Source organism: Lentzea albida (assembly GCF_900111005.1).
GTDB classification, from domain to species: Bacteria; Actinomycetota; Actinomycetes; order Mycobacteriales; family Pseudonocardiaceae; genus Lentzea; species Lentzea albida.
This window is the reverse complement of the sequence record NZ_FOFV01000016.1, coordinates 12,454-37,156: the sequence shown is the minus strand read 5'-3', so window position 1 is coordinate 37,156 and position 24,703 is coordinate 12,454. Positions and strand designations below refer to the sequence as shown.

Below are 24,703 nucleotides of genomic sequence, written 5' to 3'. Positions count from 1 at the left end.
TGCAAGAAGTTTCTGATCAACGACCGGTCAGGATCTCACCGACGTAGTTGGCAACCGCGCGCACGGCCGCCATGGTCCCCGGGTAGTCCATCCGCGTGGGCCCGACGACGCCGAGGCCGCCGAGCGGGTTGTCCCGGCTGCCGTAGCCGATGGACACCACGGACGTGCTGCGCATCTCCGCGGCCTCGTTCTCCTCGCCGATGCGCACCAGCACGCGACCGGGGTCGCGGGAGGCGGCCAGCAGCTTGAGCACGACGACCTGCTCCTCCAACGCCTCGAGCACCTGCCGCAGCGAGCCCGGGAAGTCGGTGATGTTGCGCGTGAGGTTCGCGGTACCGCCGAGCACCAGCCGTTCCTCGGGGTGCTCCACCAGCGTCTCGATGAGCACAGTAGCGACTCGCAGCATCGGGTCGCGGAGGTTCGACGGAACCTCGTCGGGCAGTTCGGCGACCTTGGCACTGGCCTCGGCCAGCCGCTGCCCCGCCATCGCCTGGTTCAGCACACCGCGCAGCTGGGCCGTGTGCTCCTCGCTGATGACGTCCCCGAGCTCGACGATCCGCTGGTCCACCCGGCCCGTGTCGGTGATCAGCACCAGCATGAGCCGGGACGGCGTGATCGGCAGCACCTCCAGGTGGCGCACCGCGGCGCGCGACAACGTCGGCACCTGGATCACCGCCACCTGCCGCGTGAGCTGCGCGAGCAACCGCACGCTGCGGCGCATGACGTCGTCGAGGTCGATCGCCCCGTCGAGGAAGCTGCGGATCGCCCGCTTCTCGGCCTGCGAGAGCGGCTTGATCTCGCTCAGCTTGTCCACGAAGAGCCGGTAGCCCTTGTCCGTGGGCACGCGCCCGGCACTGGTGTGCGGCTGGGCGATGTACCCGTCGTCCTCCAGCGCGGCCATGTCGTTGCGCACGGTCGCGCTCGAGACGCCCAGGTTGTGCCGCTCGACCAGGGCCTTCGAGCCGACGGGCTCCTGGTTGGACACGTAGTCGGCGACGATGGCGCGCAGCACCTCGAACCGACGCTCATCGGCGTTCACCGCTGTTCACCTCCCGTGTCCCCGTTCCCCGAGTTTACCTAGACCTTCGGGGACACCGTGCCCCCTCTGAAGTCGTGCTCCACCAGGGCCCTGTTTTTGTCGGTGCCGCTCGCTAGGGTCCAAACGTGGGCAACGTGGTGTGGCTCAGGCCACCTGATGAGGAAGGTCCCGCACCGGGGAGACCGTGTCTGGTCCACAGCGAGGACGAGTGGTGGGAGGGCACCGTCGTCTGGGAGGAGGCGCGCAGGCAGGACGGGTTGTGGTGGGGCACCGCGACCTACCGCAAGCGCGGGGAGCAGGTCACCGAGGTGCACAGCCAGCACGACCTGCGCGCCCGCTGACTCAGGGCAGCAGGCGCCGCACGACGGCGTCGGCCAGCAGGCGGCCCCGGTCGGTCAGCACGCAGCGGTCGTCGTACGGCTCCAGCAGCCCGTCGGCGATCGCCTGCTTGGCCTCGTCGCGGCCGGCGGGGTCGAGCACGTCCATCGGCAACCCCGACGCGAGCCGGAGTTCCAGCAGCACCCGCTCGACGCGCTGGTCCTCCGCGGTCAGCACCTCACGACCGGCCGCGGGCGACTGGCCGGAGGCGAGCAGGGACGAGTAGCGGGCCGGGTGCTTCACGTTCCAGAAGCGCACGCCCCCGACGTGGCTGTGCGCGCCGGGGCCGAAGCCCCACCAGTCGGCGCCCTGCCAGTACAGGACGTTGTGGCGGCACTGCGCTTCGGCGGAGGTCGCCCAGTTCGACACCTCGTACCAGGAGAAGCCGGCACCGCTCAAAACCGAGTCGACCATCTCGTACGACGAGGCGAGCACGTCGTCGTCGGGCATCGGCAGGTCGCCGCGGCGGATGCGGCGGGCCAGGCCGGTGCCGTCCTCCACGATCAGCGCGTAGGCGGACACGTGGTCGACGCCCGCGTCCAGCACCGCGTCCAGGGACGCGGCCAGGTCGGAGGGGCGCTCCCCCGGCGTGCCGTAGATCAGGTCCAGGTTCACGTGGTCGAAGCCGGCCGCACGGGCCTCGCGGGCGGCTTCTCCCGGACGGCCGGGCGTGTGCTTGCGGTCCAGCACGGCCAGCACGTGCCGCGCGGCCGACTGCATGCCCAGCGACACGCGCGTGTAGCCCGCCGCACGGATCCCCTCGAAGAACGACGGGGACGTCGACTCCGGGTTCGACTCCGTCGTCACCTCGGCGCCGGGGGCCAGGCCGAACGACCGGCGCACGGCGTCGAGCACGTCGGACAGACCCGAGGCGCCCAGCAGGGAGGGCGTTCCGCCGCCCACGAACACGGTTTCGGCCGGCGGTGCGGTCCCGAGGACGGACGCGGCCAGGTCCAGTTCGCGGCGCAGGCCCTCCAGCCACGACTCGGGCGAGGCGGAGGTGCCGAGTTCGCCGGGCGTGTAGGTGTTGAAGTCGCAGTAGCCGCAGCGGGTCGCGCAGAACGGCACGTGCACGTAGACGCCGAACGGGCGGGAGCCGACACCGGCGAGGGAAGACGCGGGAAGCGAACCGTCGGCGGGCGCGGGCTCGCCTTCGGGCAGTGCGGAGGGCATGTCACCAGTGTCCACTACAGCCCGATCGGCGGTGCACAGCCAGCGGATGTATCTGTCGGTGACAGAAATACTACGGAGTGAAACCAGCCTAGGATGTCAACTCCTCCTCGTCAATCTCAGCATTCGGTTGGCGGTGGACCACGCTCTGGACGGCAGGCACACTGAGGTCATGCATTCGACTGGAGTCCGCCTCGTGGCCCGCCGCCACGTCGACTTCCGTCGTGTCTCCAGCGCGATGTGCCGTCGTTCGGCATGACCGCGCGCTGATTTGTTCCCGTCGGCGCCCGGCGCGCTGACGACGCCCCCACCACAAGCACCTCCGGGCTCGCACGCGCACCGAGCGCCTCGAAACCCCGGAGGATGGCGATGGCCACGCCGCAGACGTCACCGCGCGCCAAGCAGCGTCGCGGCGAGGGGCAGTGGGCACTCGGGTACCGAGAGCCGCTGAACCCCAACGAGCGGAGCAAGAAGGACGACAACCCGCTCAACGTCCGCGCCCGCATCGAGAACATCTACGCCCACGGCGGTTTCGACTCGATCGACCCGGCCGACCTGCGCGGACGTTTCCGCTGGTACGGCCTCTACACGCAGCGCAAGCCCGGCATCGACGGCGGCCGCACGGCCACGCTGGAGCCGGAGGAGCTGGACGACGAGTTCTTCATGATGCGCGTGCGCAGCGACGGCGGCGCGCTCACCACGGAGCAGCTCACGGTCCTCGGCGAGATCTCGCAGACCTACGCGCGCGACACCGCGGACATCACCGACCGGCAGAACATCCAGTACCACTGGATCCGCGTCGAGGACGTCCCCACGATCTGGCAGAAGCTCGAAGCCGTCGGCCTCACGACGATGGAGGCGTGCGGCGACAGCCCGCGCGTCATCCTCGGCTCGCCGGTCGCGGGCATCTCCGAGGACGAGGTCATCAACGGTCAGCCGGCCATCGACACGATCCTCGAGCGCTACATCGGTGACCCGCGCTTCTCCAACCTGCCGCGCAAGTTCAAGACCGCCATCTCCGGTCTGCAGGACGTCGCGCACGAGATCCACGACATCGCGTTCGTCGGCGTGAACCACCCCGAGCACGGGCCGGGCTTCGACCTCTGGGTCGGTGGCGGCCTGTCCACGAACCCCATGCTGGGCAAGCGGTTGGGCGCCTGGGTGCCGCTCGACGAGGTCCCGGACGTCTGGGAGGCGGTCATCTCCGTCTTCCGCGACTACGGCTACCGCCGCCTGCGCCACCGCGCGCGCATCAAGTTCCTCGTCGCCGACTGGGGCCCGGAGAAGTTCCGCCAGGTCGTCGAGGACGAGTACCTCAAGCGCAAGATGATCGACGGCCCCGCGCCCGAGCAGCTCGACCGGCCGCTCGACCACATCGGCGTGAACAGGCAGAAGGACGGCCTGTTCTACGTCGGCGCCGCGCCGATCGCGGGCCGCGTGTCGGGCTCGATCCTCGTCGAGGTCGCGAAGTTCGCGGAACGGGCCGGGTCGAACCGCGTCCGCTTCACGCCCCAGCAGAAGATCATCGTGCTGGACGTGCCCGAGGCCGAGGTCCCGACCCTCAAGAGCGACCTCGCGAAGCTGGGCCTGCAGGTCGACCCGTCGCCGTGGCGCCGCGGGATCATGGCCTGCACCGGCATCGAGTTCTGCAAGCTCGCGATCGTCGAGACCAAGGCCCGCGCACAGGACCTCGTCACGCAGCTCGAAGCCAACCTCAAGGACGTCGTCGACGGCGTCACGGCGCCGATCACCGTGCACATCAACGGCTGCCCCAACTCCTGCGCCCGCATCCAGACCGCGGACATCGGGCTCAAGGGCCAGATCGTCACGGACGCGAGCGGCAACCAGGTCGAGGGCTTCCAGGTCCACCTCGGCGGCGGCCTCGGCCTCGACGCGGGCTTCGGCCGGAAGCTGCGCGGCCACAAGGTCACCGCGGCCGAACTGCCCGAGTACGTCGAGCGCGTGGTGCGGAACTTCGTGGCGCAGCGCGAGACCGACGAGCGGTTCGCTCAGTGGGTCGCCCGCGCCGAGGAGGGCTCGCTGCGATGAGCGAACGCGCGACGCCGTTCTACTGCCCCTACTGCGGCGACGAGGACCTCCGCCCGCAGGAGGAGCCGAGCTACGCGTGGCTGTGCACCGGGTGCCGCCGCGTCTTCAAGGTCTCGTTCGTCGGGCTCAACCTGCCGCAGGAGGTGAAGAAGTGAGCGATCTCAAGGAAGACCTCAAGATCGTCGCCGAGGCCGCCGAGCAGGAGTTGAAGGACGCCGGCGCGATCGAGGCGCTGGAGTGGGTCGCGCGGACGTTCGGCGACAGCTACATCGTCGCCTCCAACATGCAGGACGCCGTGCTGATCGACCTCGCCGCGAAGGTGAAGCCGGACTTCGACGTGCTGTTCCTGGAGACGGGGTACCACTTCCCGGAGACGATCGGCGTGCGTGATGCCGTCGGGGTCGTCTACCCCGGGGTGCGCATCGTGAACGCCGCGGCCGAGCAGTCGGTCGAGGACCAGGAACGCGAGTTCGGCCTGCTCTACCAGTCGGACCCGGCCACGTGCTGCAACCTGCGCAAGGTCGTGCCGCTGCGCCGCGAGCTCGCGAAGTACGACGCGTGGGTCACCGGTGTGCGCCGCGTGGACGCCCCGACCAGGGCGAACACGCCGATCGTGCAGTGGGACGACCGCAACGGCCTGGTGAAGATCAACCCGATCGCGCCGTGGTCGGACGACGAGTTCAACGCCTACATCCACGAGAAGGGCATCCTCGAGAACCTGTTGGTGCAGGAGGGTTATCCCTCCATCGGCTGCCTGCCCTGCACCTCGAAGCCACTGCCGGGCCAGGACGCGCGCAGCGGTCGCTGGGCCGGTCAGTCGAAGACGGAATGCGGGTTGCACGGATGACCACAGCCACGCTCGACACCCTGGGACGCCTCGAATCGGAGGCGATCCACATCTTCCGCGAGGTCGCGGGCGAGTTCGACCGGCCGGTGATCCTCTTCTCCGGCGGCAAGGACTCGACGCTGCTGCTGCACCTCGCGATCAAGGCGTTCTACCCGGCTCCGGTGCCGTTCCCGTTGCTGCACGTCGACACCGGGCACAACTTCGACGAGGTCATCGAGTTCCGCGACCGCGTCGTCGCGCAGCACGGGCTGCGCCTCGAGGTCGCGAAGGTCCAGGACTGGATCGACGACGGCCGCCTCGAAGAGCGCCCGGACGGCACGCGCAACCCGTTGCAGACCGTGCCGCTGCTGGACTCCATCACGCAGCACAAGTTCGACGCGGTCTTCGGCGGTGGCCGCCGGGACGAGGAACGCGCCCGCGCCAAGGAGCGGATCTTCAGCCTGCGCACGGCGTTCGGCCAGTGGGACCCGAAGCGCCAGCGCCCGGAGCTGTGGAACCTCTACAACGGCCGGCACCGCGCCGGTGAGCACGTCCGCGTGTTCCCGCTGTCCAACTGGACCGAACTCGACGTGTGGAACTACATCGAGCGCGAGGGCATCGAGCTGCCGGACATCTACTACTCGCACGAGCGCGAGGTGTTCCTGCGCGACGGCATGTGGCTCGCGGAGGGTCCGTGGGGCAAGGCGCGCGACGGCGAAACGTTGCAGCGCAAGGTGGTTCGCTACCGCACGGTCGGTGACGGGTCCTGCACGGGCGCCGTCGAGTCCGACGCCGCCGACATCCACGCGGTGATCGCCGAGGTCGCCGCGTCCCGGCTGACCGAGCGCGGCGCCACGCGGGCCGACGACCGGCTGTCCGAGGCCGCCATGGAAGACCGCAAGCGGGAGGGCTACTTCTAAATGAGCGACCTGTTGAGGCTGGCCACCGCGGGCAGCGTGGACGATGGGAAGTCCACGCTCGTCGGCAGGTTGCTCTACGACACCAAGTCCGTTCTCGCGGACACCCTCGACGCCGTGCACCGCGCGAGCGCCGACCGCGGCCTCGCGACCCCGGACCTGTCGTTGCTGGTCGACGGCCTGCGTTCGGAACGCGAGCAGGGCATCACGATCGACGTGGCGTACCGGTACTTCGCGACGCCGAAGCGGTCGTTCGTGCTCGCCGACACCCCGGGCCACGTGCAGTACACGCGCAACACCGTCACGGGCGCGTCCACCGCGCAGCTCGCGGTCCTGCTGGTCGACGCGCGCAAGGGCGTCATCGAGCAGACCCGGCGCCACGCGGCGGTTCTCGCGCTGCTCGGCGTGCCGCGGCTCGTCCTGGCGGTCAACAAGATCGACCTCGTGGACTACGACGAGGTGACGTTCTCCCGCATCGCCAAGGAGTTCACCGCACACGCCACCGCACTGGGCTACACCGAGGACTCGGTCGTCGAGATCCCGGTGTCGGCGCTGGCCGGTGACAACGTCGTGGAGAAGTCGGCGAACACGCCCTGGTACTCCGGCCCCACCCTGCTGGAGCACCTGGAGAACGTGCCGGTCGAGCCCGACCCGCACGACGCCCCGTTCCGCTTCCCGGTGCAGTACGTGATCCGCCCGCGCACGGCCGAGCACCTCGACTACCGGGGCTACGCCGGTCTCATCGCGGCCGGCACGGTCAAGCCCGGTGACGAGGTCGTGGTGCTGCCGTCGGGGCGGCGCTCGACGGTGACGAAGATCGACACGGCAGATGGTGAACTGGCCGAAGCGGCGGCCGGCCAGTCCGTCACGCTGCTGCTGGCGGACGAGATCGACATCTCCCGCGGCGACCTGATCTCGGTGGCGGGCAACGAGCCCACGGTCACCGACGAACTGGACGCCACCCTCTGCTGGCTCGCGGAGAAGCCGCTGCGAGCCGGTGCCCGAGTCCTCGTCAAGCACGGAACGCGCACCGTGCAGGCGATGGTCACCGACCTGCGCGACCGCTTCGACGAGCAGACGCTGTCCAGTGTGGACGGTCCCAGCTCGCTGGAGCTCAACGAGATCGGCCGAGTTGCTCTGCGTCTCGCAGAGCCCGTACCGCTGGACGACTACAGCTTCAGCCGGCGCACCGGGTCGTTTCTGGTGATCGACGCGAGTGACGGTTCCACGCTCGCGGCTGGGCTGGTCGGGGCTCCGCTGCCGCTGCTCGAGAACGGCGTGGAGAGCTGTACCGGGGGTAGCACCGCTACCCCTGACGACCACGCCCTCGTCTCCCCCGGTCCCTGAAAGGCCTCCTCCCCGTGAACCTCAAGCCAGCAGTCGCCATCGCGTTGATCGCTCTGACAGCACTGTCCGGTTGCAGCCGCCGCGGCACCGATGAAGCACCAGTGGCCCAGTCCAAGGGTGCCGCGACCGAGGTTCGCCTCGGGTACTTCCCGAACATCACCCACGCCGCCGCGCTGATCGGCGTCGAAAAGGGTCTGTACGCGAAGGAACTCGGCACCACCAAGCTGACGACGCAGACGTTCAACGCGGGCCCGGACGAGGTGAACGCGCTGCTGGGCGAGTCCCTCGACATCGCCTACATCGGCTCCGGCCCGGCGATCAACGCCTACTCGAAGTCCAAGGGCGAGGCCGTGAAGCTCATCGCGGGCGCCACCTCGGGCGGTGCGCAGCTCGTGGTGAAGCCCGAGATCAACTCGATCGAGGACCTCAAGGGCAAGGTCATCGCCACTCCGCAGCTCGCGAACACGCAGGACGTGTCGCTGAAGAAGTACCTGGCGGAGAAGAACCTCACCGGCCAGGTCACCGTGCAGAACGTGGAGAACGCCGCGTCGCTCGACCTGTTCAAGAAGGGCGACATCCAGGCCGCGTGGGCGCCGCAGCCGTGGGCGGCGCGCATCGTCGACGAGGGTGGCGGCAAGGTGCTGCTCGACGAGAAGACGCTGTGGGAGGGCGGGGCGTTCCCGACCACCGTCGTGATCGTGCGGACGAAGTTCCTGCAGGAGCACCCGGAGACCGTCGAGGCCGTGCTGAAGGGTCACGTGGCCGCGATCGACTGGGCGAAGGCGAACAAGGACGAGGCGAAGAAGACCGCCAACGCGCACCTGGAGAAGCTCACGTCCAAGAAGCTCGGCGACAAGATCCTCGACGCCGCGTGGGACAACATCGAGCTCACCACCGACGCGCAGGCCAGGCACTTCCCGCAGCTCGCAAAGGACGCCGTGACCGCCGGGGTGGCCAAGGAGGCCGCGAACGTCGCCGGGTACGCCGACTTCACGCTGCTGAACAAGGTCCTGCAGGCGCAGGGCAAGCCGCAGGTCCAAGCAGCGGGCCTGGACGAGAAGTAGCACTTCTGACGCGAGGGAAGGCACACCATGACCGCCACGCTCGAAACCGCTCTTCTGTCCACTTCGGACACCGCCGTCGAACTGTCCGGCGTCCGCAAGGTCTTCGGCCACGGCAGTTCGGCCGTGGTGGCGCTCGACGGGGTGGACCTCAAGGTCAAGCCCGGCGAGTTCGTGTGTCTTCTCGGCGCGTCCGGCTGCGGCAAGAGCACGCTGCTCAACATCGTCGCGGGCCTCGACGGCGCGACGTCCGGTGACCTGCAGATCAACACGTCGCGCCCGGCCGTGATGTTCCAGGAGCCCGCGCTGATGCCGTGGCTCACCGCGGCCCGCAACGTCGAACTGGCGCTGCGCTTCGCCGGCGTCGGCCGCCTGGCCCGCAAGCGTCGCGCGCTGGAGCTGCTGGAACTGGTGCGGCTGGGTGACGTCGCGGACAAGCGTCCGCACGAGCTCTCCGGTGGCATGCGCCAGCGCGTGGCCCTGGCCCGCGCATTGGCGTCCACCACCGTGTCCGCCGACGGTTCCCCGGCCCTGCTGCTGATGGACGAGCCGTTCGCGGCGCTCGACGCCATCACGCGGGACGTGCTGCAGAGCGAACTGCTGCGCGTGTGGGAGACCACCAACACCGCGATCATCTTCGTGACGCACGACGTGCGCGAGGCCGTGCGCCTCGGTCAGCGCGTCGTGCTGCTGTCCTCCCGTCCCGGCCGCGTCGTGCGCGAGTGGGACGTGCGCGACTCCTCGGACGAGGTCCTCGGCGAGATCAACACCCATCTTCGAGAGGTCATCAGTGGCCACGCCTCCTGACACGCTCGACAAGGTCGGCGCCGGCCTCGACGCGCTCGATGTGCCCACCGAGGCGCACAAGCCGCCGTTCTGGCGCCGTTTCCTGAAGACGGGCGTGCCACCGCTCATCGCCTTCGCGCTGCTCCTGGGCGTGTGGCAGGCGTTGTGGGCTTCGGCCCTACTGCCCGAGTTCCAGCTGCCGGCTCCGGTCAACGTGTGGAACGAGCTCGTCCGGTCGGTCTCCTCGGGCGAGGCGTTCGGCATCCTGTGGACGTCCCTGCACCGCGCGGTTCTCGGCTTCCTCGCGGCGGTGCTCATCGCGACACCGCTGGGCCTGCTGATAGCCAAGGTGCGCGTGGTGCGCGCGGCGATCGGCTCGCTGCTGACCGGCCTGCAGTCGCTGCCCTCCGTGGCGTGGGTCCCGGCCGCGATCCTGTGGTTCGGCGTCACCCCGTCCACGATCTACTTCGTGGTGCTGATGGGCTCCGTCCCGTCCATCGCGAACGGCCTCGTGGCCGGCATCGACCAGATCCCGCCGCTGCTCCCCCGCGTGGGCCGAGCCCTGGGCGCCGGCCGCTTCGCCTCGGCACGCCACATCCTGCTGCCGGCCGCGCTGCCCGGCTACCTCGCCGGCCTGAAGCAGGGCTGGGCGTTCTCGTGGCGCTCGCTGATGGCGGCGGAGATCATCGCGACCTCCCCGCAGCTCGGCACCGGCCTCGGCCAGTACCTGCACAACGGCTCGTCGCTGAACGACATCAACATGGTGATCGCCGCGATCTTCCTGATCCTCCTGGTCGGCATCGGCATCGAACTGCTGCTGTTCCGCCCCCTGGAGCGCGCCGTGCTGCGGGCCCGCGGCCTGACGGGGGCGCTGTGATCCCCCTGATCGCCGTGGCCCACGGCAGCCGCGACCCCCGCTCGGCCGCCTCGATCCACGCCCTGCTGGACGTGGTGCGCTCGCTGCGGCCCGAACTGGACGTGCGCGGCTGCTTCCTGGACCTGTGCGCACCCCGTTTGCACGACGTGCTGCGCGAGCCTTCCGTCGTCGTACCTTTGTTGCTGGGCAAGGCTTATCACGCCCGTGTCGACGTCCCGGCCGCCGTCGCCGAGTCACGGGTGCCCGCTGTGGTGACACCCGTGCTCGGGCCGGACCCGCGGCTCGAGTCGGCGGCGTTGCGGCGGCTGTCCGAGGCCGGGGCCTCCTTCGGCGACCGGTCTCTGGGCGTCGTGCTGGCCGGCGCCGGGTCGTCGCACGCGCCCGCCAACGAGGCCGTGGCGCGGGTGGCCCGGCGGTGGGCTCGTGAGTCGGGGTGGGCGGGGGTGGAGCCGGCGTTCGCGTCGATCGCCTCGCCGACCGTGCCCGAGGCCGTGGAGCGGTTGCGGGCTCGGGGGGCCTCGCGGATCGCCGTGGCGTCGTGGTTCCTGGCGCCCGGGTTGTTGCCGGACAAGGTCGTCTCGCTGGCGGGCGATGCCGTGGTGGCTCGGCCGTTGGGGGACGACGTGGAGGTCGCGCAGTTGGTGCTGGACCGCTACGACTCCGCGCTGGCACGGCAGACGGTGGCCGCTTAGCTTGTGGCGCAAGCAAGTCCTTGATTGACGTACATGCACCCGAGCGGGGATTGACGGTCCGACCTGCGATCCTGTTTGGATGCATATGTTCGTCGACGAGACCGAGCGCGGCGGTCACCTCCTAGCCGCGACGCTCGTCGCCCCCGCCGCACTGCACTCGACCCGCTCATTGATGCGGAGCCTGCTCCTGCCCGGCGAACGCCGGGTGCACTTCAAGTCGGAGAAGGACAGCCGTCGCAAGTTCATCGTCTCGCGGATCGTTGAGCGAGCATTCGACGTGGTCGTGGTGTCCAGCTGCGAGAAGGGCGATTCCGCGCGAGCGGTTCTCCTGGAGCGGCTGGTGGCCGAAGCAGTCGGGAGAGGGGTGAGCAGGCTCGTCCTCGATTCACGCGACCACGCCGGCAACGGCCGTGATCGCGTGGTTCTCGCGCGTACGAAGGCCCGCGACGCAGGCATCGTCTACGAGCACATCCAGTCGTCCGCCGACCCTGCACTGTGGGTGAGCGACGCCGTCGCCTGGTGTCTGGGGGCCGGTGGTGACTGGGCGCGGCGGATCAGTCCTGTGGTGACCCGCATCCAACCCTGAAAAGCGCGAAGCCCAGGCAGCAACCGTCCGGAAGCGCACCTGGGCTCACTTCCTCCACCTAGTGGCAGAGGCTATGCGCACAGCCTAGCACATTTGACCCCAACCGCTGCACCACGCCACTTCCGGACGCCGCCACAAGATCGAACAGGCAGCGCCGTTCGGCCCATGTGAACTGTGAACCGTTGACGTGAAACCTACTCATGAGTAGGCAAGTGATTACGCCGCGTGCTGGAAGTGTCCCTCGTCCACTCATCGGGGAGAGGTCATGAAGCTAGCCGCAATCGCAGCAGCCGCACTCGTGCCCATGCTGGTGTTCGCCACCACCGCGTCAGCTGAGGCGCCGCAGACCATCACCTACAAGCTCCGCGCCAGTGCCGCCGGGCAGTCGTCGGACTTCACGCTCGACCAGGGCGTCGACGCGTCGGCGCCCGCCACCACCGCGCCCGGTAGCAGCCTCGCGGTCACCATCGACCCCACGCCCAACACCATCCCGTCCGAGGCCGGTGGCCGGCAGGTGCGGGAGATCAAGGGGCTCGCGCTGAAGCTGCCGGTACCCGCCAACTCGACGTTCGCCTCGGCGAGCCTCGCGGGCGGGTCCGGGCTCGGTGGCACGCCGACGATCGGCTTGCAGGGCAACGACGTCGTGCTGAGCGTGCCCGGGCCGATCAAGGGTGGCGCGAACTTCGAGCTGCCGACCGTCACGATCAACCTGACGGCGGGTGCGGCCGGGTCCATCGACACGAAGCTGGGCGGCACCAGCTACGACGTCCCCGGCCTCACCTTCACCGCCGTCGTGACGGTGTTCGGGTTCCCGGTCGACGCGGCCGCGAAGGGCTACCCGGACCCGAACCCCGTGCTGACCACGACCACGATCGGCTAGAACCTGACGCCCCCACCCCTGCCGGGCATCAGGAGGTAGCCGCGACCAGCTTGGTCATAGTCGCGAGCGTCGTGCGCAGGTCTTCCAAGGAGACCTGCGCACTGACGCGGTTCGCCCACTCGTGCTGCGCCTCCCGCAGCCGCTCGACAGCCGCGTATCCCTCTGCAGTGGGCCGGATCAGCTTCGCGCGGGCGTGTGCCGGGTTCGGCAGGTACTCCGCCAAACCCTTGTCCACCAACAGGTCCGCGATCCGCTGCACGGACTGGCGGGCCAGGCCCATCTCCCGCGCCACGCCCGACACCGACAACGGCTCGCGCAGCACGGCGCCGAGCACCTGCCACCACGCCGCGGTCAGGCCGACCGGCTTCGTCATCACCTCGGCCGCGTCGAGGAACGCCCCGTACAGGCGGAACGTCCTCATCACGACGTCGGTCAGCACGTCACCCGACTCACTCCTGGACACTCGCCACCAGCTTCCCGAACGCCTCGACCGAATCCACCCGGTTGAACTCGTACCAAGCGTCCAAAGTCGCGGGAGAGAACGTCTCCAGCTCCGCCAGCACCTCTCGCGCGAACTCCAGCGACGAAGCACCGCCCGCCGTGATCACGCCATCAGCGCGCACGACCCGTTCGTCGCGGTAGAACGCCGCGCCCCCGTAAGAACCAAGCCCCTCCAGGAAGTTCGACGTGTGCGGTACGTCGTCGAGCAGCCCCTCGGCCGCCAGCGCGACCGTCGCGCCGCAGATCGCCGCGATCGGCTTGCCCGCCTCGCGGAAGGTCCGCGCGAGCTTCCCGAACACCGCCAGCGCACCGGTCTCCCACCCGTCGCCGCCGGGCATCACGAGCATCGCCGCGCCCTCCACGGACACGTCCTCCACGGCCACGTCCGGCAACATCCGCACCCCGCCGAGAGTGCGGACCGGGTCGAGCGTCAAGCCGACCGTCCGGATCTCGTACCGCCCCGCCTGCTGCTGGAACTGCTGCAGGCTCACCTGCGCGGCCACGTGGCCGTACTCCCAGTCCGCCATGCCGTCGGACAGAACGAGGTACACCGTCTGTGTCATGACAGCAGACTGTCATATTTGACAGCATGCTGTCAACCAACCCGGGAGCTAAGGTCAGCCACATGGCAGAAGAGCTGGTCCACTACGAGGTGCGGCGTGGCATCGCGACGATCACGCTGGACTCCCCCCACAACCGCAACGCGCTGTCGTCGCAGCTGCGCCGGGAGCTCGGGGAACACCTGACCACGGCGGCGAAGGACGACGGCGTGCGCGTGGTCGTGCTGACCCACACGGGCCCGGTGTTCTGCTCCGGCATGGACCTCAAGGAGGCCGCCGGCGCGAGTGCGGGCGACCAGGGCGTCAACGAGTTCCCCGCGATCCTCGAACAGCTCTGGACCAGCCCGAAGCCCGTCGTCGCCGCCCTCAACGGCCCGGCGCGCGCGGGTGGTGTCGGCATCGTGGCGGCGTGCGACATCGCCGTCGCGGACGCCAAGGCGACGTTCGCGTTCAGCGAGGTCCGCATCGGCGTCGTGCCGGCCGTCATCTCGGTGACGGTGCTGCCGCGGCTGCTCCCCCGCCAGGCCCACGAGCTGTTCCTCACCGGCGAGACGTTCGACGCGCAGCGCGCCAAGGAGATCGGCCTGCTCAACGCCGCCACGGACGACGTCGAGGCCGAGGTCCGCCGCTACACGGACATGCTCGCGCTCGGCGCCCCCACCGCCCTGGCCGCCACCAAGGAGATGCTCCAGCAGGAGCGGTCCACGAACCTCGGCGAGGTCTTCGCGGACATGCTCGAGCTGTCCGCGCGGCACTTCGGCGGCCCGGAGGGCCAGGAGGGCATCACGGCGTTCCGGGAGAAGCGCAAGCCGTCCTGGGTGCCCGCCGAAGACTGATCCGGCGGAAGGCTAGAACCAGCCGGTGCACTCGATGCGGCCCTGCGACGACCCGCAGGCCCGCATCAGCTTGCCGTCGTTCTTGAACGCGTCGGTGTACTTCGCCGAACCCGAGTCGATCCTGGTGTACCCGAGGAAGCCCTCGTGCCCGTTCGCCGAGGGCTCCTTGCGGTCGGTCCAGATCTCCTCGCCGGGCGTGCCGTGCGAGATGCGCCCCCACGCGCACTTGGACGTGTTCGACGCCCGCAGTTCGATCACACGGCCGTTCGGCATCGTCACGGGGTTGTCGCCGTCGAGCGTCTCGAACGGCGAGAAAGGCTTCTCCTGCGAGCAGTCCGGATCACCGGCGAACGACGCGGTGGGGCACAGCAGTCCGAGAACCACGGCAGCGCCGAGCACACAGCTCACACGGCGGAATTGCGTCTCCATGGAACGGCACTGTCCACTCCGGACGACGAATCCGCAGCCCGGATCACCTTTCCGTGCGAATCACGCGCACTTTCCGGTCACCGGACTCGGCGGTCTGCTCCACTGCGTCCCGCAGCACCTCCAGCACCGACCGGTCCAGGTCCACCGGCACGACCAGCACGTACTCACCTGCGGGAAGCCACGAGAGATCGGTCAGGCTGTCGTAGAGCGCGTCGAGGTTCTGCCCGAACCACGACGGGAAGTCGAGCGCGGCGGCAATGGCCGAGATCGCGGCCGACTTCTCCGAAACGAGAATGTGCCGTTTCATTTCTTCACGTCCACGACGACGAACGACGAATAGTGGTCGCCGGTGTAGAAGACTTCCTTTTCCGACCCGGTGACGATCCGCCGCGCACCTCGGTCCGGACTGCCCGGCGTCGGCACCGTGTACTCCTTGTAGTACCCGGAGTTCTTGGCGGGCAGCCGCTTCTCCCGGTTCTGGAACGTCACGCCGTCGTTGCGCGGGTACGGGAACGGCCCGTTGGCCTCGATCAGCTTCCACGTCTTCGCGGCCTCGGCGGGCAGCTTCGACAGCGCCTGCACGTCCATGCCGGACGACGCTCCGGGCACGGCGCCCGCCTGCGACCCGGAAGACCCGGAAGACGCGGCAGTCGCCGACGGCGAGGAGGACGAGGACGGCGGCACGGGGTCCGAGGCGGTGGTGTCCTTGACGAACCACCCGATCACGACCAGAGCGATGAGCCCGACCAGTGCGACGGTCAGGCGACGACCAGGACTCACGCGGCGACCTTCTCCGTCTCGGGCTCCGGGTCGGGCTCGGGAGCGCCGACCGACGCCGGGTTGTTCGCACCCCAGTCAGCGACCCTGTCGATCAGCCGCGCCACGCCCAGGCAGAGGGGCAACACCACGATCATCACGACGGGGAACTGCACGGCGACGGGCAGCTGCACGACCCACAGCTCGACCCCGTCCCACCACTGCACCAGCCAGTCCACGACCCCGAGAGTAGTCGCGTGACCCGTGTCACGGCATTCGGCCACGATCCAGGTGGGTATGTTGCGAACCATGTTCGCCGTCTACGCAGCAGAACCCGGTCCCGAGAACCCGCTGGCCTCGCTCCGCGTCGGGGAGCGCCCCGATCCCGAGGTCCCGGCCGGGTGGGTGCGCGTCGCGGTCAGGGCGGCCAGCCTCAACATGCACGACCTGTGGACGTTGCGCGGGGTCGGCATCAAGGCCGAGCAGTTCCCGATGATCCTCGGCTGCGACGGCGCGGGCGTGCTCGACGACGGCACCGAGGTGGTGCTGCACTCCGTCATCGGCGACCCGGACTGGTCCGGTGACGAGACGCTCGACCCCAAGCGCACGCTGCTCACCGAGAAGCACCAGGGCACGTTCGCGGACTACGTCGTGGTTCCGGCCCGCAACGCGCTGCCCAAGCCCGCCGGCCTGTCGTTCGCCGAGGCCGCCTGCATGGGCACGGCGTGGCTCACGGCGTACCGGATGCTGTTCGTGAAGTCCGGTCTGCGCCCCGGCCAGACGATGCTCGTGCAGGGCGCGTCGGGCGGTGTGTCGACGGCGCTCGTGCAGCTCGGCCGTGCCGCCGGGTTCCGCGTGTGGGTCACGGGCCGCACGGAGGAGAAGCGCGCGCTCGCCCAGAGCCTCGGTGCCCACGAGACGTTCGAGTCCGGCGCCCGGCTGCCCGAACGGGTCGACGCGGTGTTCGAGACCGTCGGCAAGGCCACCTGGTCGCACTCGATGAAGTCGCTCAAGCCCGGTGGCATCGTCGTCATCTCGGGCGCGACGTCCGGTGACGCCACCGCGGCCGAGCTCCAGCGGCTCTTCTTCCTGCAGCTGCGCGTGGTCGGCTCGACCATGGGCACGCGGGAGGAGCTGGGCGACCTGATCCAGTTCTGCGCCCTGAACGACCTGAAGCCGCAGATCGGTGCCGAGCTGAGGTTCGAGGACGCCGAGCAGGGCCTCAAGGCGATGCTGGACGGCGAGACGGCGGGCAAGATCGTCCTCAGCCGCTAGTGGCAAAGCGCGCAAAACGCCCTTCTGCCGAGCGGCTCCCGCCGAACCGCGTGACAGTGGTCCGCATGACCACGCAGGGCGTTTTCAGGCGCAAGCCCATAGATCAGATCGCTGAGGACAACGGCGACGGGCTCACCAGGACGTTGGGCCTGTGGCAACTGACGGCCATCGGAATCGGTGGCATCATCGGCGCCGGCATCTTCTCGCTGGCCGGCGCCGTCGCGAACAAGACGGCGGGCCCGGCGGTGCTGGTCTCGTTCCTCATCGCCGGTGTCGCGAGCGCGGCGGCGGCGTTCTCGTACGCGGAGTTCGCGGGCCTGATCCCCAAGGCGGGCAGCGCCTACACCTACGGCTACGCGGTGCTGGGCGAGATCGTCGGCTGGTTCATCGGCTGGGACCTGCTGCTCGAGTACACCGCGATCGTGGCGGTGGTCGCGATCGGCATCTCGGGCTACTTCACCGAGCTGCTCAGCCTGCTCGACATCCACCTACCGCAGTGGATGCTGGGCGCTCCAGGAACAGAAACCGGTGACGTCGCCGCGGGCACGTACAAGGTGAACCTGTTCGCCGTGCTGCTGTGCCTGCTCATCGCGTTCGTGCTGAACATGGGCATGAAGAACGCCGCACGCTTCGAGACCACGTTGGTGTACCTGAAGATCGCGGTCGTGGCACTCGTCATCGTCGTCGGCGCGTTCCACATCAACACCGACAACTACAACCCGTTCTTCCCGTTCGGCATCTCGGGTGCGCTCACGGGTGCGGCGACGGTGTTCTTCGCGGTGTTCGGCTACGACGCCATGTCGACAGCGGCCGAGGAGTCGAAGGACTCCCAGAAGCACATGCCGAAGGCGATCATCTACTCGCTCGCCGTGTCGATGGTCCTGTACGTGCTGGCCTGCCTCGTGCTCACGGGCATGGTCAACTACAAGGACGTCGACTCGGAGTCCGCGTTCGCCACGGCGTTCGCCGACATCGGCCTGCCGGCCCTGGGCATCATCATCAGCGTCGGTGCCATCCTCGGCATCACGACGGTGCTCTTCACGTTCCTGCTGGGCGCGGCCCGCGTCGGCTTCTCGATGAGCCGCGACGGCCTGCTGCCCCCGTGGTTCGCGAAGACGCACCCGGTGAAGCACGTGCCGTCGCGCATCACCTGGGTGCTCGGCATCGCCTCCGCGGTCATCGCCGGTTTCCTGCCGATCGCGGAGGCCGCCGAACTCACCAACATCGGCATCCTGCTGGCGTTCGTCGTCGTGTGCGTCGCCGTGATCGTGTTGCGCTACAAGCAGCCCGACCTGCCCCGCACGTTCAGGACGCCGGGCATGCCCGTGGTGCCGGTCATCGGCATCATCTTCTCGATCTGGCTGATCACGTTCCTCAACCCGGAGACCTGGCTGCGGTTCGCGGCCTGGTTCGTGATCGGCCTGATCATCTACTTCGCCTACTCGAAGCGGCACTCCGTCATGGAGCGTCGGTCCACGAGGTGACGATCTGGTCGAGGGTGGAGAGCGGCACCGCGCCGCTCCCCACCACCAGGTCGTGGAACGCGCGCACGTCGAACCGGTCGCCCAGCTTCGTCTCGGCCTCGCCGCGGATGCGCTGGATCTCCAGGCGCCCCACCATGTACGCGAGGGCCTGGCCGGGCGTCTCGATGTACCGGTCGATCTCGCTGTGGATCTCGGGCTCGGTCATGACCGTGTTGTCGCGCAGGTAGTCGACGGCCTGCTGCCGCGACCAGCCGAACGCGTGGATGCCGGTGTCGACCACGAGCCGCCCGGCGCGCATCGCGTCGAGACCCAGCATGCCGAGGCGCTGCTCGTCGGACGAGTACAGCCCCATCTCGTCCGCGAGCCGCTCGGTGTAGAGGCCCCAGCCCTCCAGGTACGCCTCGATGAACGCGTACTTGCGCACGTTGTGCAGCTCGGTCTCGGACGAGATCGTGAACTGGTAGTGGTGGCCCGGAACGGCCTCGTGGAACGCCGTCACCTCGGACAGCGTGCGGCTGCGTTCGGTGGCGCCCAACGGGTTCAGCCAGTACGTGCCGGGGCGTGAACGATCGGCCGACGCGGGCTGGTAGAACGCGATCGCCGACGTGCGCTGCTCCTCCTGCGGCACGAGACGCACCTGGCAGCCGACGCCGGGCATGCGCCCGAACCACTTCGGCGCCTCGGCCTCGGCGCGGGCGATCGCCTCGACGGCACTCTCGAGCATCTGCTCTTCGTTGTCCCACAACAGTTCCGTGCGCAGCCGCCGGAAGATCTCGGGCACGTCCGAGACGCCCCAGACCCGCGACCCGATCTCCGCGTACTCCTCGCGCAGCGACGCGATGACGTCGAACCCCAGCCGGTGCAGCTCGTCGGGTGTGCGGGAGGTCGTGGTGTAGTTGCGGACCAGGTTCGCGTAGTTCCGCTCGCCCTCGGGCAGCCAGCACAGACCGGCCTTGTCGTCGCCGCGCCCGTCCTCGACGGATGCCAGCACGTCGCGGAACCCGGCGACGGCGGTGCGGATGCCGTCGGAGTGCGTGCCCTCCCACTCCTGCGCCGGCAACGCGAGGAACGCGTCCATCCGCTGCACACCGGTCTCCAGGTGCCGGCTCAACGGGCGCCGGTCGGAGTCGCGGACCCGTGCGGCGGCCTGCTCGACGTAGCGCGGGAACTCGCCGAGGCGCTGCGACACGTCGAGCTTCGACGCGATCAGGAGCAGGCTGTTCACCGGCGAGCTCATGGTCGCGACGCTGTGTTCGACGAGCCTCGCGTCGATGCGGTCGACGACCGCCCGTCCCTGCTGCTTGATCACCGCGAGCGTGACGGCGTCCTCGGTGTCGTCCGTCTCGGCCCTCTCCAGGAGCGCGGCGATCCGGTCCCGGTCGGCCTTCTGCCCCTCGGGGCTCAGGTCACCGAGCCCGTCCTCCCACCCCGGCACGCCCAGCATCGCCGCCTGCAGCGGCGAGTGGTCCATGAGTGCTTGGAACATGTCGTCAGCGAGTGACATCAGGCCCTCCCGGACCAGTCGGAAACGAGTGAGCCGAGCGTGGGCAACGGCACGACGCCGTTCTCCAGCACCAGGTCGTGGAAAGCCTTGACGTCGAACCGGTCGCCCATCGCGGACCGGGCCTGTTCGCGCACGCGCTGGATCTCCAGGCGCCCCACCATGTACGCGAGCGCCTGCCCCGGCGCCTCGATGTACCGGTCGACCTCGGAACCGATCTCCGCGTCGTCCATGGCGGTGTTCTCGCGCAGGTAGTCGACGGCCTGCTGCCGGGGCCACCCGAGCGCGTGCAGGCCCGTGTCGACCACCAGCCGCCCGGCGCGCATCGCGTCGAGCCCCAGCATGCCCAGGCGTGCCTCGTCGGACGAGTAGAGGCCCATCTCGTCGGCCAGGCGCTCGGTGTAGAGGCCCCAGCCCTCCAGGTAGGAGTCGATGAACGCGAACTTGCGCAGGTTCGACAGCTCGGTCTCGGCGGCGATCGAGAGCTGGAAGTGGTGTCCGGGCACGGCCTCGTGGAACGCCGTCACCTCGGCGACGGTGCGGCTGCGGCCGGTGGCGTTCAAGGGGTTCACGAAGTACGTGCCGGGACGCGACCCGTCCAGGGCGGCGTCCTCGTAGTAGGCGAACGCGGCGTTGTGGCGGTCGACCTCCGGCACGAAACGGACCTCGCACCGCGCCTTCGGCAGCCGCCCGAACCAGTTCGGCGCCTCGGCCTCGGCCCGCGCGACGGCCTCGACCGCGTGGACGAGCATGTCGTCCTCGTTGTCCCACAACAGGTCCGTGCGCAGCCGCCGGAAGATCTCGTGGACGTCGCTGACGCCCCAGACCCGTGATCCGATCTCCGTGTACTCCTCGTGCAGCCCGGCGATCAGGTCGAGCCCGAGCCGGTGCAGCTCGGACGGGCTGTAGGACGCGGTCGTGTAGTCGCGGACGAGCTTGCGGTAGTTCTCCTCGCCGTCGGGCAGCCAGCACAGACCGGCCTGCTCGTCGTCACGACCGGGCAGCCCCAGCAGGACCTCGCGGTACCGGGCGAACGCCGGACGCAGGTCCTCCTCGCCCTCCCACTCCTGCCGCGGCGAGGCGAGGAACCGCTCGACGTACGCGGCGCCGTTGTCCACGTGCCGGCGCAACGGCCTGCGGTCGGTCTCGACCAGCCTCCGCCCGGCCTGCTCCAGCAGCCGCGGCACGAGGTGCCGCCGCCGGGAGAAGTCGATCTGCGAGGTGGCCCTGAGCATGCTCGCGACCGGCGCGTTCGTGCCCCTGGACACCGAGTGCTCGACCAGCCGCGCGTCGATGAACGTGATGATCGACTCGGCCTGGTGCCGGATCACGTCCCGCGACACCCGGTCCTCGTCGCTGCCGTCGAGGCGGTCGAGGATCCCGGTCAGCCGCCGCCGCAACGCCTGGTGACCGTCGACGCTGACGTCGTCGAGCCGGTCGTCCCAGCCGGGGACTCCGACGAGCGTGGCGAACAGCGGGTTCCAGTCCATCATCGCCTGGAACATCTCATCGGAGAGCGAGGTCACGCCCTCCTTCTTAGCCGCGCCGGAACCGCTCTGCCAAGGAATTGATCGTTTCCGTCAGCTCGGCCCCGATGCGCTCCACGATCGCGCCCGCCGGTTCGGCCGTGGCGATCGGGTACGTGGTGCCCGCCCACAACGACATGACCTCCACCTCGCCGGACGCCCGCACGGGCTTCGTGAGGTGGTGCACGTTCGGGTACGCGGCGGGGGCGTGCGGCCCCTGCTCGATCAGGAACCTGTTGACGAGCCCCCGCGCCGGCCTGCCGCTGAACGCCCGCGTGAGCGCCGTGCGCCGGACTCCCTCGGCGAGCGCTTCCCGTTGGGCCGCATTGGTTCCCGCCTCCGGGCAGCCGAGGAACGCGGTGCCGAGCTGCGCCGCCACGGCCCCCGCCGCCAGCACGGCCGCGACGTCGGCGCCCGTCACGAGACCACCGGTCGCGATCACCGGCAGGTCGACCGCGCTCTGCACGAGCCGGATCGCCGCGAGGGTGCCGTAGAGCTCGCCGCCGCCGGGCGAGACGCCGTCGTCGGCGAACGTGCCGCGGTGACCGCCCGCGTCCGACCCCTGCACGCACACGACGTCCGCGCCGATCTGCTGCGCCTGCCGCGCCTCGGCCGGGGTGGTGACCGTCACGACGATCGTGGAACCGGCCGCCCTGAGCCGCTGGACGTCGTCCACGTCGGGCAGGCCGAAGGTGAACGACACCACGGGCACCCGCAGCGCCAGCACGAGTTCGAGCTTCGCCGCGTAGTTGTCGTCGTCCCAGCGCGGGTCACCGGGCGCCGTGCCGACCTTCTCGGCGTAGGACGCGACCCGCTGCACGTACGACGTGAGGTCCGCTGTCGAGCGTGTGCCGGGCACGAACAGGTTGACCCCGAACGGCTTGCTGGTCAGCTCGCTCGTGCGCACGATCTTCTCGGCGAGCTGCTCGACGGTGATGTACCCCGCCGCGAGGAACCCGAACCCGCCCGCCTCGTTCACCGCGGCGACCAGCTCGGGGGTGGAGGGGCCACCTGCCATGGGCGCGGCGATGACGGGCACGGCCAGCGTGTGGAACATGAGGACAACCTAGTGCGATCCGGCGTGGAATGCCTGGTGGAAGCGTGTGTCGTTGCCGACTCGGGAACACGACGGCGCCACGTCCACAGTGGACGTGGCGCCGACCGTTCCATCATCTAGGGCAGGGAGTCCAGATGAGGGGCGACGGTGTTCGCGAACTGCCAGTTGTTGGAGGCGTCCCAGTTGATCGACCACGTCATGGCGCCGCGGATGGACGGCCAGGTCGTGCTCGGCTTGAACGTCCCGCAGTTCGTGCCGCGGGCGAGGCAGCTGAGCGCGTTGTTGACGTTGGACGGCGACTGGTAACCGCCACCGGCACCGGACGGCGACGCGGGCAGGCCGAGGCCGACCTGGTCGGCGCGCAGGCCGGACTGCAACTGGATGCACGCGAGCGCGGTCAGGAAGTTGACCGTGCCCTGGCTGTAGACCTGCTGGTCGCAGCCGAGCATCGAACCGGAGTTGTAGTACTGCATGTTGACGATCGTCAGGATGTCCTTGGTCGCCAGCGCCAGCTTGAAGTACTCGGCGTTGACGTTCTGCATGTCGATCGTCTGCGGCGCCATCGTGATGACCTTGCCGCCGCCGGCGTGGATGTCGCGCAGCGCCTGGCCCATGTACTGGGCGTTGACGCCGTTCTCCAGGTCGATGTCGACGCCGTCGAAGCCGTAGGACGAGATGAGGCCCTTGACGCTGTTGGCGAAGTTCGTGGCCGCCGTGGAGTTGCCGACGCTGATCGTGCCCTTCTCACCGCCGACGGAGATGATCACCTTCTGGCCGCGGTTCTGGACCGTCCGGATGTCGGCGCGGAACTGCGCGTCGGTGTAGCCGCCGAGCTGGCTGCTCAGGCCGGGGTCGAGGTTGAACGCGACCTGGCCCTGCACCGCCGTGGCGTCGGCGAACGACACCGCGATGATGTCGTAGGTGGTGGGGACGTCGGCGAGCTTCAGAGCGCGCGCACCGTTGTAGAAGTTCTGCCAGTAGCCCGTCAGCACGTGCTTGGGCAGACCGGTGTTCGGCGGGTTGCTCGTCGTCGTGGTGGTGGTCGTCGTGGTCGTCGTAGTGGTGGTGGTCGACGTCGTGGTGCTCGTGGTCGTCGGCGGTGTGCCGGGGCCGTCGAGGTTCACGTCGTCGGCGAAGTACGCGGGCTGCCCGTACCAGCCGTGCAGGTAGATCGTGACGCTGCTGGCACCGCCGGAGTTGAAGTCGAGGCTCAGCTGGCTGAAGCCGCTCGATCCGGGCGTCCAGGTGTTCTTCTCCACGCCACCGGTGACGCCGAGGTAGACGTAGCTGCCCTGCACCCACGCGGACAGCTTGTAGGCCGTGTTCGGTTGCACCGGAACGGTCTGCTGGCACCGCGCGTTGCTCTGGCCGACGGGGGCGCCCTGCAGCGCGTACGTGCCGGTGCGCTTGGTGCTGTTGGTGACGCTCGTGCCCTCGGTGCAGGTCCAGCCGCTGAGGTTGCCGGCCTCGAAGCCGCTGTTGGCCGCGAGGTTCGCGGCGGCGGCGCTGCCGTTGATCACCAACACCAGACCGGCGCACGAGAAGAGCGCGGCGAGCAGCGCTATCGCTGCTCGTCTGGTCTTGGACATGGTCCACCTCCACACATCATGCGGCGGCCATGTTGTGAGTGGACTAAAAATGGACTAGACCACTGCACTTGGTCAAGTCCTGGTTTAGCTTGATGCCCGTGTTCACCCTCGAAGACGCCATCGCGATCGCCACCTCCGCGCACGACGGGCAGGTCGACAAGTCGGGCCGGCCGTACATCGGACATCCGTTGCGGGTCATGGCCTCCGTGACGGGAGAGCACGAGAAGATGGCCGCCGTCCTGCACGACGTCATCGAGGACACGGCGGTGACGGCGGACGACCTCCTCGCCCGCGACTGCCCGCCGGTCGTCGTCGACGCGGTGGTGGCGTTGTCGCACCTCCCGGACGAGCCGCAGGAGGACTACCTGCGCCGCGTGGCCGCGAACCCGCTGGCACTCTCCGTGAAGCACGCCGACATCGGCGACAACCTCTCCCCCACCCGCATGGCCCGGTTGGACGAGGAGACGCAGGAGCGCCTGAAGGCCAAGTACGCCCGCGCGCTCGGGTTGCTCGCCTCCTACGTGAGGTAACTCGCCTTCTTCATCGGTACAGGTCGCTTGAACAGGGTGTATTATCGAAAC

The 24,703-nt window shown here is 69.3% G+C and carries 28 protein-coding genes; 16 read left to right on the top strand and 12 right to left on the bottom strand.

Translation table 11 applies throughout. The features are described 5' to 3' along the window. Positions 1 to 16: 16 nt before the first annotated feature. On the bottom strand, positions 17 to 1,039 hold the full coding sequence (hrcA, locus tag BMY74_RS32375; RefSeq protein ID WP_089922313.1) for a heat-inducible transcriptional repressor HrcA: 1,023 nt from the start codon (positions 1,037 to 1,039) through the stop codon (positions 17 to 19). A gap of 125 nt (positions 1,040 to 1,164) precedes the next feature. Here hrcA and BMY74_RS32370 point away from each other — a divergent pair, with 125 nt between their 5' ends. Continuing rightward, positions 1,165 to 1,380, top strand: a complete 216-nt coding sequence (locus BMY74_RS32370; RefSeq protein WP_089922312.1) for a hypothetical protein — start codon at positions 1,165 to 1,167, stop codon at positions 1,378 to 1,380. Between the two features lies 1 nt (position 1,381). On the opposite strand, the gene hemW is transcribed toward BMY74_RS32370, so the two are convergent. Continuing rightward, on the bottom strand, positions 1,382 to 2,590 hold the full coding sequence (hemW, locus tag BMY74_RS32365) for a radical SAM family heme chaperone HemW (RefSeq protein WP_089922311.1): 1,209 nt from the start codon (positions 2,588 to 2,590) through the stop codon (positions 1,382 to 1,384). Positions 2,591 to 2,956: 366 nt separating this feature from the next. Here hemW and BMY74_RS32360 point away from each other — a divergent pair, with 366 nt between their 5' ends. From BMY74_RS32360 to BMY74_RS32310, 11 genes are all read left to right on the top strand, one after another. Then, the gene (locus BMY74_RS32360) at positions 2,957 to 4,636 is read left to right on the top strand and encodes a nitrite/sulfite reductase (protein ID WP_089922514.1); all 1,680 of its coding nucleotides are present in this window, start codon (positions 2,957 to 2,959) and stop codon (positions 4,634 to 4,636) included. After that, the gene (locus BMY74_RS32355) at positions 4,633 to 4,791 is read left to right on the top strand and encodes a hypothetical protein (protein WP_030472080.1); all 159 of its coding nucleotides are present in this window, start codon (positions 4,633 to 4,635) and stop codon (positions 4,789 to 4,791) included. The genes BMY74_RS32360 and BMY74_RS32355 overlap by 4 nt, the downstream gene beginning before the upstream one ends. Then, positions 4,788 to 5,483 carry a phosphoadenylyl-sulfate reductase gene (locus tag BMY74_RS32350; protein ID WP_089922310.1) on the top strand — a complete coding sequence of 232 codons (696 nt, stop codon included), beginning with the start codon at positions 4,788 to 4,790 and terminating at the stop codon, positions 5,481 to 5,483. Before BMY74_RS32355 ends, BMY74_RS32350 begins: the two co-directional genes overlap by 4 nt. Further along, positions 5,480 to 6,382 (top strand): sulfate adenylyltransferase subunit CysD, encoded by a 903-nt coding sequence (gene cysD, locus BMY74_RS32345; RefSeq protein ID WP_177230028.1) that lies wholly within the window; start codon positions 5,480 to 5,482, stop codon positions 6,380 to 6,382. Before BMY74_RS32350 ends, cysD begins: the two co-directional genes overlap by 4 nt. Beyond that, positions 6,383 to 7,726 (top strand): sulfate adenylyltransferase subunit 1, encoded by a 1,344-nt coding sequence (locus BMY74_RS32340; RefSeq protein WP_089922308.1) that lies wholly within the window; start codon positions 6,383 to 6,385, stop codon positions 7,724 to 7,726. A gap of 14 nt (positions 7,727 to 7,740) precedes the next feature. After that, on the top strand, positions 7,741 to 8,790 hold the full coding sequence (locus BMY74_RS32335; protein ID WP_089922307.1) for an ABC transporter substrate-binding protein: 1,050 nt from the start codon (positions 7,741 to 7,743) through the stop codon (positions 8,788 to 8,790). Between the two features lie 27 nt (positions 8,791 to 8,817). Further along, positions 8,818 to 9,594 carry an ABC transporter ATP-binding protein gene (locus tag BMY74_RS32330; protein WP_089922306.1) on the top strand — a complete coding sequence of 259 codons (777 nt, stop codon included), beginning with the start codon at positions 8,818 to 8,820 and terminating at the stop codon, positions 9,592 to 9,594. Next, on the top strand, positions 9,578 to 10,450 hold the full coding sequence (locus BMY74_RS32325) for an ABC transporter permease (protein ID WP_089922305.1): 873 nt from the start codon (positions 9,578 to 9,580) through the stop codon (positions 10,448 to 10,450). The genes BMY74_RS32330 and BMY74_RS32325 overlap by 17 nt, the downstream gene beginning before the upstream one ends. After that, positions 10,447 to 11,142 (top strand): sirohydrochlorin chelatase, encoded by a 696-nt coding sequence (locus tag BMY74_RS32320; RefSeq protein ID WP_089922304.1) that lies wholly within the window; start codon positions 10,447 to 10,449, stop codon positions 11,140 to 11,142. The genes BMY74_RS32325 and BMY74_RS32320 overlap by 4 nt, the downstream gene beginning before the upstream one ends. Before the next feature lie 85 nt (positions 11,143 to 11,227). Next, positions 11,228 to 11,728, top strand: a complete 501-nt coding sequence (locus BMY74_RS32315; RefSeq protein ID WP_089922303.1) for a hypothetical protein — start codon at positions 11,228 to 11,230, stop codon at positions 11,726 to 11,728. A 265-nt stretch (positions 11,729 to 11,993) separates the two neighbouring features. After that, positions 11,994 to 12,608: a hypothetical protein gene (locus tag BMY74_RS32310; RefSeq protein ID WP_089922302.1), complete on the top strand. Its 615-nt coding sequence runs from the start codon at positions 11,994 to 11,996 to the stop codon at positions 12,606 to 12,608. 28 nt (positions 12,609 to 12,636) lie between these two features. On the opposite strand, the gene BMY74_RS32305 is transcribed toward BMY74_RS32310, so the two are convergent. Continuing rightward, positions 12,637 to 13,071, bottom strand: a complete 435-nt coding sequence (locus BMY74_RS32305) for a MarR family winged helix-turn-helix transcriptional regulator (protein ID WP_245786477.1) — start codon at positions 13,069 to 13,071, stop codon at positions 12,637 to 12,639. Beyond that, on the bottom strand, positions 13,058 to 13,672 hold the full coding sequence (locus tag BMY74_RS32300) for a DJ-1/PfpI family protein (protein ID WP_218159817.1): 615 nt from the start codon (positions 13,670 to 13,672) through the stop codon (positions 13,058 to 13,060). Before BMY74_RS32300 ends, BMY74_RS32305 begins: the two co-directional genes overlap by 14 nt. 62 nt (positions 13,673 to 13,734) lie before the next feature. Here BMY74_RS32300 and BMY74_RS32295 point away from each other — a divergent pair, with 62 nt between their 5' ends. Beyond that, the gene (locus BMY74_RS32295; protein WP_089922301.1) at positions 13,735 to 14,505 is read left to right on the top strand and encodes an enoyl-CoA hydratase family protein; all 771 of its coding nucleotides are present in this window, start codon (positions 13,735 to 13,737) and stop codon (positions 14,503 to 14,505) included. Between the two features lie 12 nt (positions 14,506 to 14,517). On the opposite strand, the gene BMY74_RS32290 is transcribed toward BMY74_RS32295, so the two are convergent. From BMY74_RS32290 to BMY74_RS32275, 4 genes are read right to left on the bottom strand one after another with little or no spacing between them, the layout of a single operon-like run. Then, positions 14,518 to 14,934 (bottom strand): hypothetical protein, encoded by a 417-nt coding sequence (locus tag BMY74_RS32290; protein ID WP_143091780.1) that lies wholly within the window; start codon positions 14,932 to 14,934, stop codon positions 14,518 to 14,520. A 43-nt stretch (positions 14,935 to 14,977) separates the two neighbouring features. Beyond that, a complete protein-coding gene (locus tag BMY74_RS32285) occupies positions 14,978 to 15,241 on the bottom strand; it encodes a barstar family protein (protein WP_089922299.1) in 264 nt (87 codons plus the stop codon). Beyond that, positions 15,238 to 15,714, bottom strand: coding sequence for a guanyl-specific ribonuclease (locus BMY74_RS32280; protein WP_089922298.1), 477 nt, complete (start codon positions 15,712 to 15,714; stop codon positions 15,238 to 15,240). The genes BMY74_RS32285 and BMY74_RS32280 overlap by 4 nt, the downstream gene beginning before the upstream one ends. Then, positions 15,711 to 15,929, bottom strand: coding sequence for a hypothetical protein (locus tag BMY74_RS32275; RefSeq protein ID WP_089922297.1), 219 nt, complete (start codon positions 15,927 to 15,929; stop codon positions 15,711 to 15,713). Before BMY74_RS32275 ends, BMY74_RS32280 begins: the two co-directional genes overlap by 4 nt. Before the next feature lie 70 nt (positions 15,930 to 15,999). On the opposite strand from BMY74_RS32275, the gene BMY74_RS32270 reads away from it, so the two are divergent. Together BMY74_RS32270 and BMY74_RS32265 are read left to right on the top strand one after the other, a co-directional pair. After that, positions 16,000 to 16,965: a zinc-binding dehydrogenase gene (locus tag BMY74_RS32270; RefSeq protein ID WP_089922296.1), complete on the top strand. Its 966-nt coding sequence runs from the start codon at positions 16,000 to 16,002 to the stop codon at positions 16,963 to 16,965. A 65-nt stretch (positions 16,966 to 17,030) separates the two neighbouring features. Next, positions 17,031 to 18,449, top strand: a complete 1,419-nt coding sequence (locus tag BMY74_RS32265) for an amino acid permease (protein ID WP_089922511.1) — start codon at positions 17,031 to 17,033, stop codon at positions 18,447 to 18,449. On the opposite strand, the gene BMY74_RS32260 is transcribed toward BMY74_RS32265, so the two are convergent. The 4 genes from BMY74_RS32260 to BMY74_RS32245 all read right to left on the bottom strand — a co-directional run bounded on the left by BMY74_RS32260 (position 18,424) and on the right by BMY74_RS32245 (position 24,122). Then, entirely contained in the window at positions 18,424 to 19,953 is a 1,530-nt protein-coding gene (locus BMY74_RS32260) for a DUF885 domain-containing protein (RefSeq protein ID WP_089922295.1), read from the bottom strand. The genes BMY74_RS32265 and BMY74_RS32260 overlap by 26 nt on opposite strands. Further along, positions 19,953 to 21,476, bottom strand: coding sequence for a DUF885 domain-containing protein (locus BMY74_RS32255; protein WP_342718274.1), 1,524 nt, complete (start codon positions 21,474 to 21,476; stop codon positions 19,953 to 19,955). The genes BMY74_RS32260 and BMY74_RS32255 overlap by 1 nt, the downstream gene beginning before the upstream one ends. 10 nt (positions 21,477 to 21,486) lie before the next feature. Next, entirely contained in the window at positions 21,487 to 22,533 is a 1,047-nt protein-coding gene (locus BMY74_RS32250) for a nitronate monooxygenase (RefSeq protein ID WP_089922294.1), read from the bottom strand. A 116-nt stretch (positions 22,534 to 22,649) separates the two neighbouring features. After that, positions 22,650 to 24,122, bottom strand: coding sequence for a chitinase (locus BMY74_RS32245; RefSeq protein ID WP_089922293.1), 1,473 nt, complete (start codon positions 24,120 to 24,122; stop codon positions 22,650 to 22,652). Positions 24,123 to 24,220: 98 nt separating this feature from the next. Between BMY74_RS32245 and BMY74_RS32240 the strand changes: the two genes are divergently transcribed. Further along, positions 24,221 to 24,652, top strand: coding sequence for an HD domain-containing protein (locus tag BMY74_RS32240; RefSeq protein ID WP_218159816.1), 432 nt, complete (start codon positions 24,221 to 24,223; stop codon positions 24,650 to 24,652). Positions 24,653 to 24,703: the final 51 nt, after the last annotated feature.

What these genes read in the sequence shown, in the direction of transcription:
- cysD (WP_177230028.1), top strand. Translation starts at nt 5,480, where the DNA reads ATGACCACAGCCACGCTCGACACCCTGGGACGCCTCGAATCGGAGGCG.
- BMY74_RS32310 (WP_089922302.1), top strand. Translation starts at nt 11,994, where the DNA reads ATGAAGCTAGCCGCAATCGCAGCAGCCGCACTCGTGCCCATGCTGGTG.
- BMY74_RS32270 (WP_089922296.1), top strand. Translation starts at nt 16,000, where the DNA reads ATGTTCGCCGTCTACGCAGCAGAACCCGGTCCCGAGAACCCGCTGGCC.
- BMY74_RS32290 (WP_143091780.1), bottom strand. Translation starts at nt 14,934, where the DNA reads ATGGAGACGCAATTCCGCCGTGTGAGCTGTGTGCTCGGCGCTGCCGTG.
- BMY74_RS32360 (WP_089922514.1), top strand. Translation starts at nt 2,957, where the DNA reads ATGGCCACGCCGCAGACGTCACCGCGCGCCAAGCAGCGTCGCGGCGAG.
- BMY74_RS32250 (WP_089922294.1), bottom strand. Translation starts at nt 22,533, where the DNA reads ATGTTCCACACGCTGGCCGTGCCCGTCATCGCCGCGCCCATGGCAGGT.
- BMY74_RS32300 (WP_218159817.1), bottom strand. Translation starts at nt 13,672, where the DNA reads ATGACACAGACGGTGTACCTCGTTCTGTCCGACGGCATGGCGGACTGG.
- BMY74_RS32295 (WP_089922301.1), top strand. Translation starts at nt 13,735, where the DNA reads ATGGCAGAAGAGCTGGTCCACTACGAGGTGCGGCGTGGCATCGCGACG.
- BMY74_RS32355 (WP_030472080.1), top strand. Translation starts at nt 4,633, where the DNA reads ATGAGCGAACGCGCGACGCCGTTCTACTGCCCCTACTGCGGCGACGAG.
- BMY74_RS32245 (WP_089922293.1), bottom strand. Translation starts at nt 24,122, where the DNA reads ATGTCCAAGACCAGACGAGCAGCGATAGCGCTGCTCGCCGCGCTCTTC.
- BMY74_RS32315 (WP_089922303.1), top strand. Translation starts at nt 11,228, where the DNA reads ATGTTCGTCGACGAGACCGAGCGCGGCGGTCACCTCCTAGCCGCGACG.
- BMY74_RS32260 (WP_089922295.1), bottom strand. Translation starts at nt 19,953, where the DNA reads ATGTCACTCGCTGACGACATGTTCCAAGCACTCATGGACCACTCGCCG.
- BMY74_RS32340 (WP_089922308.1), top strand. Translation starts at nt 6,383, where the DNA reads ATGAGCGACCTGTTGAGGCTGGCCACCGCGGGCAGCGTGGACGATGGG.
- BMY74_RS32265 (WP_089922511.1), top strand. Translation starts at nt 17,031, where the DNA reads ATGACCACGCAGGGCGTTTTCAGGCGCAAGCCCATAGATCAGATCGCT.
- hemW (WP_089922311.1), bottom strand. Translation starts at nt 2,590, where the DNA reads ATGCCCTCCGCACTGCCCGAAGGCGAGCCCGCGCCCGCCGACGGTTCG.
- BMY74_RS32330 (WP_089922306.1), top strand. Translation starts at nt 8,818, where the DNA reads ATGACCGCCACGCTCGAAACCGCTCTTCTGTCCACTTCGGACACCGCC.
- BMY74_RS32285 (WP_089922299.1), bottom strand. Translation starts at nt 15,241, where the DNA reads ATGAAACGGCACATTCTCGTTTCGGAGAAGTCGGCCGCGATCTCGGCC.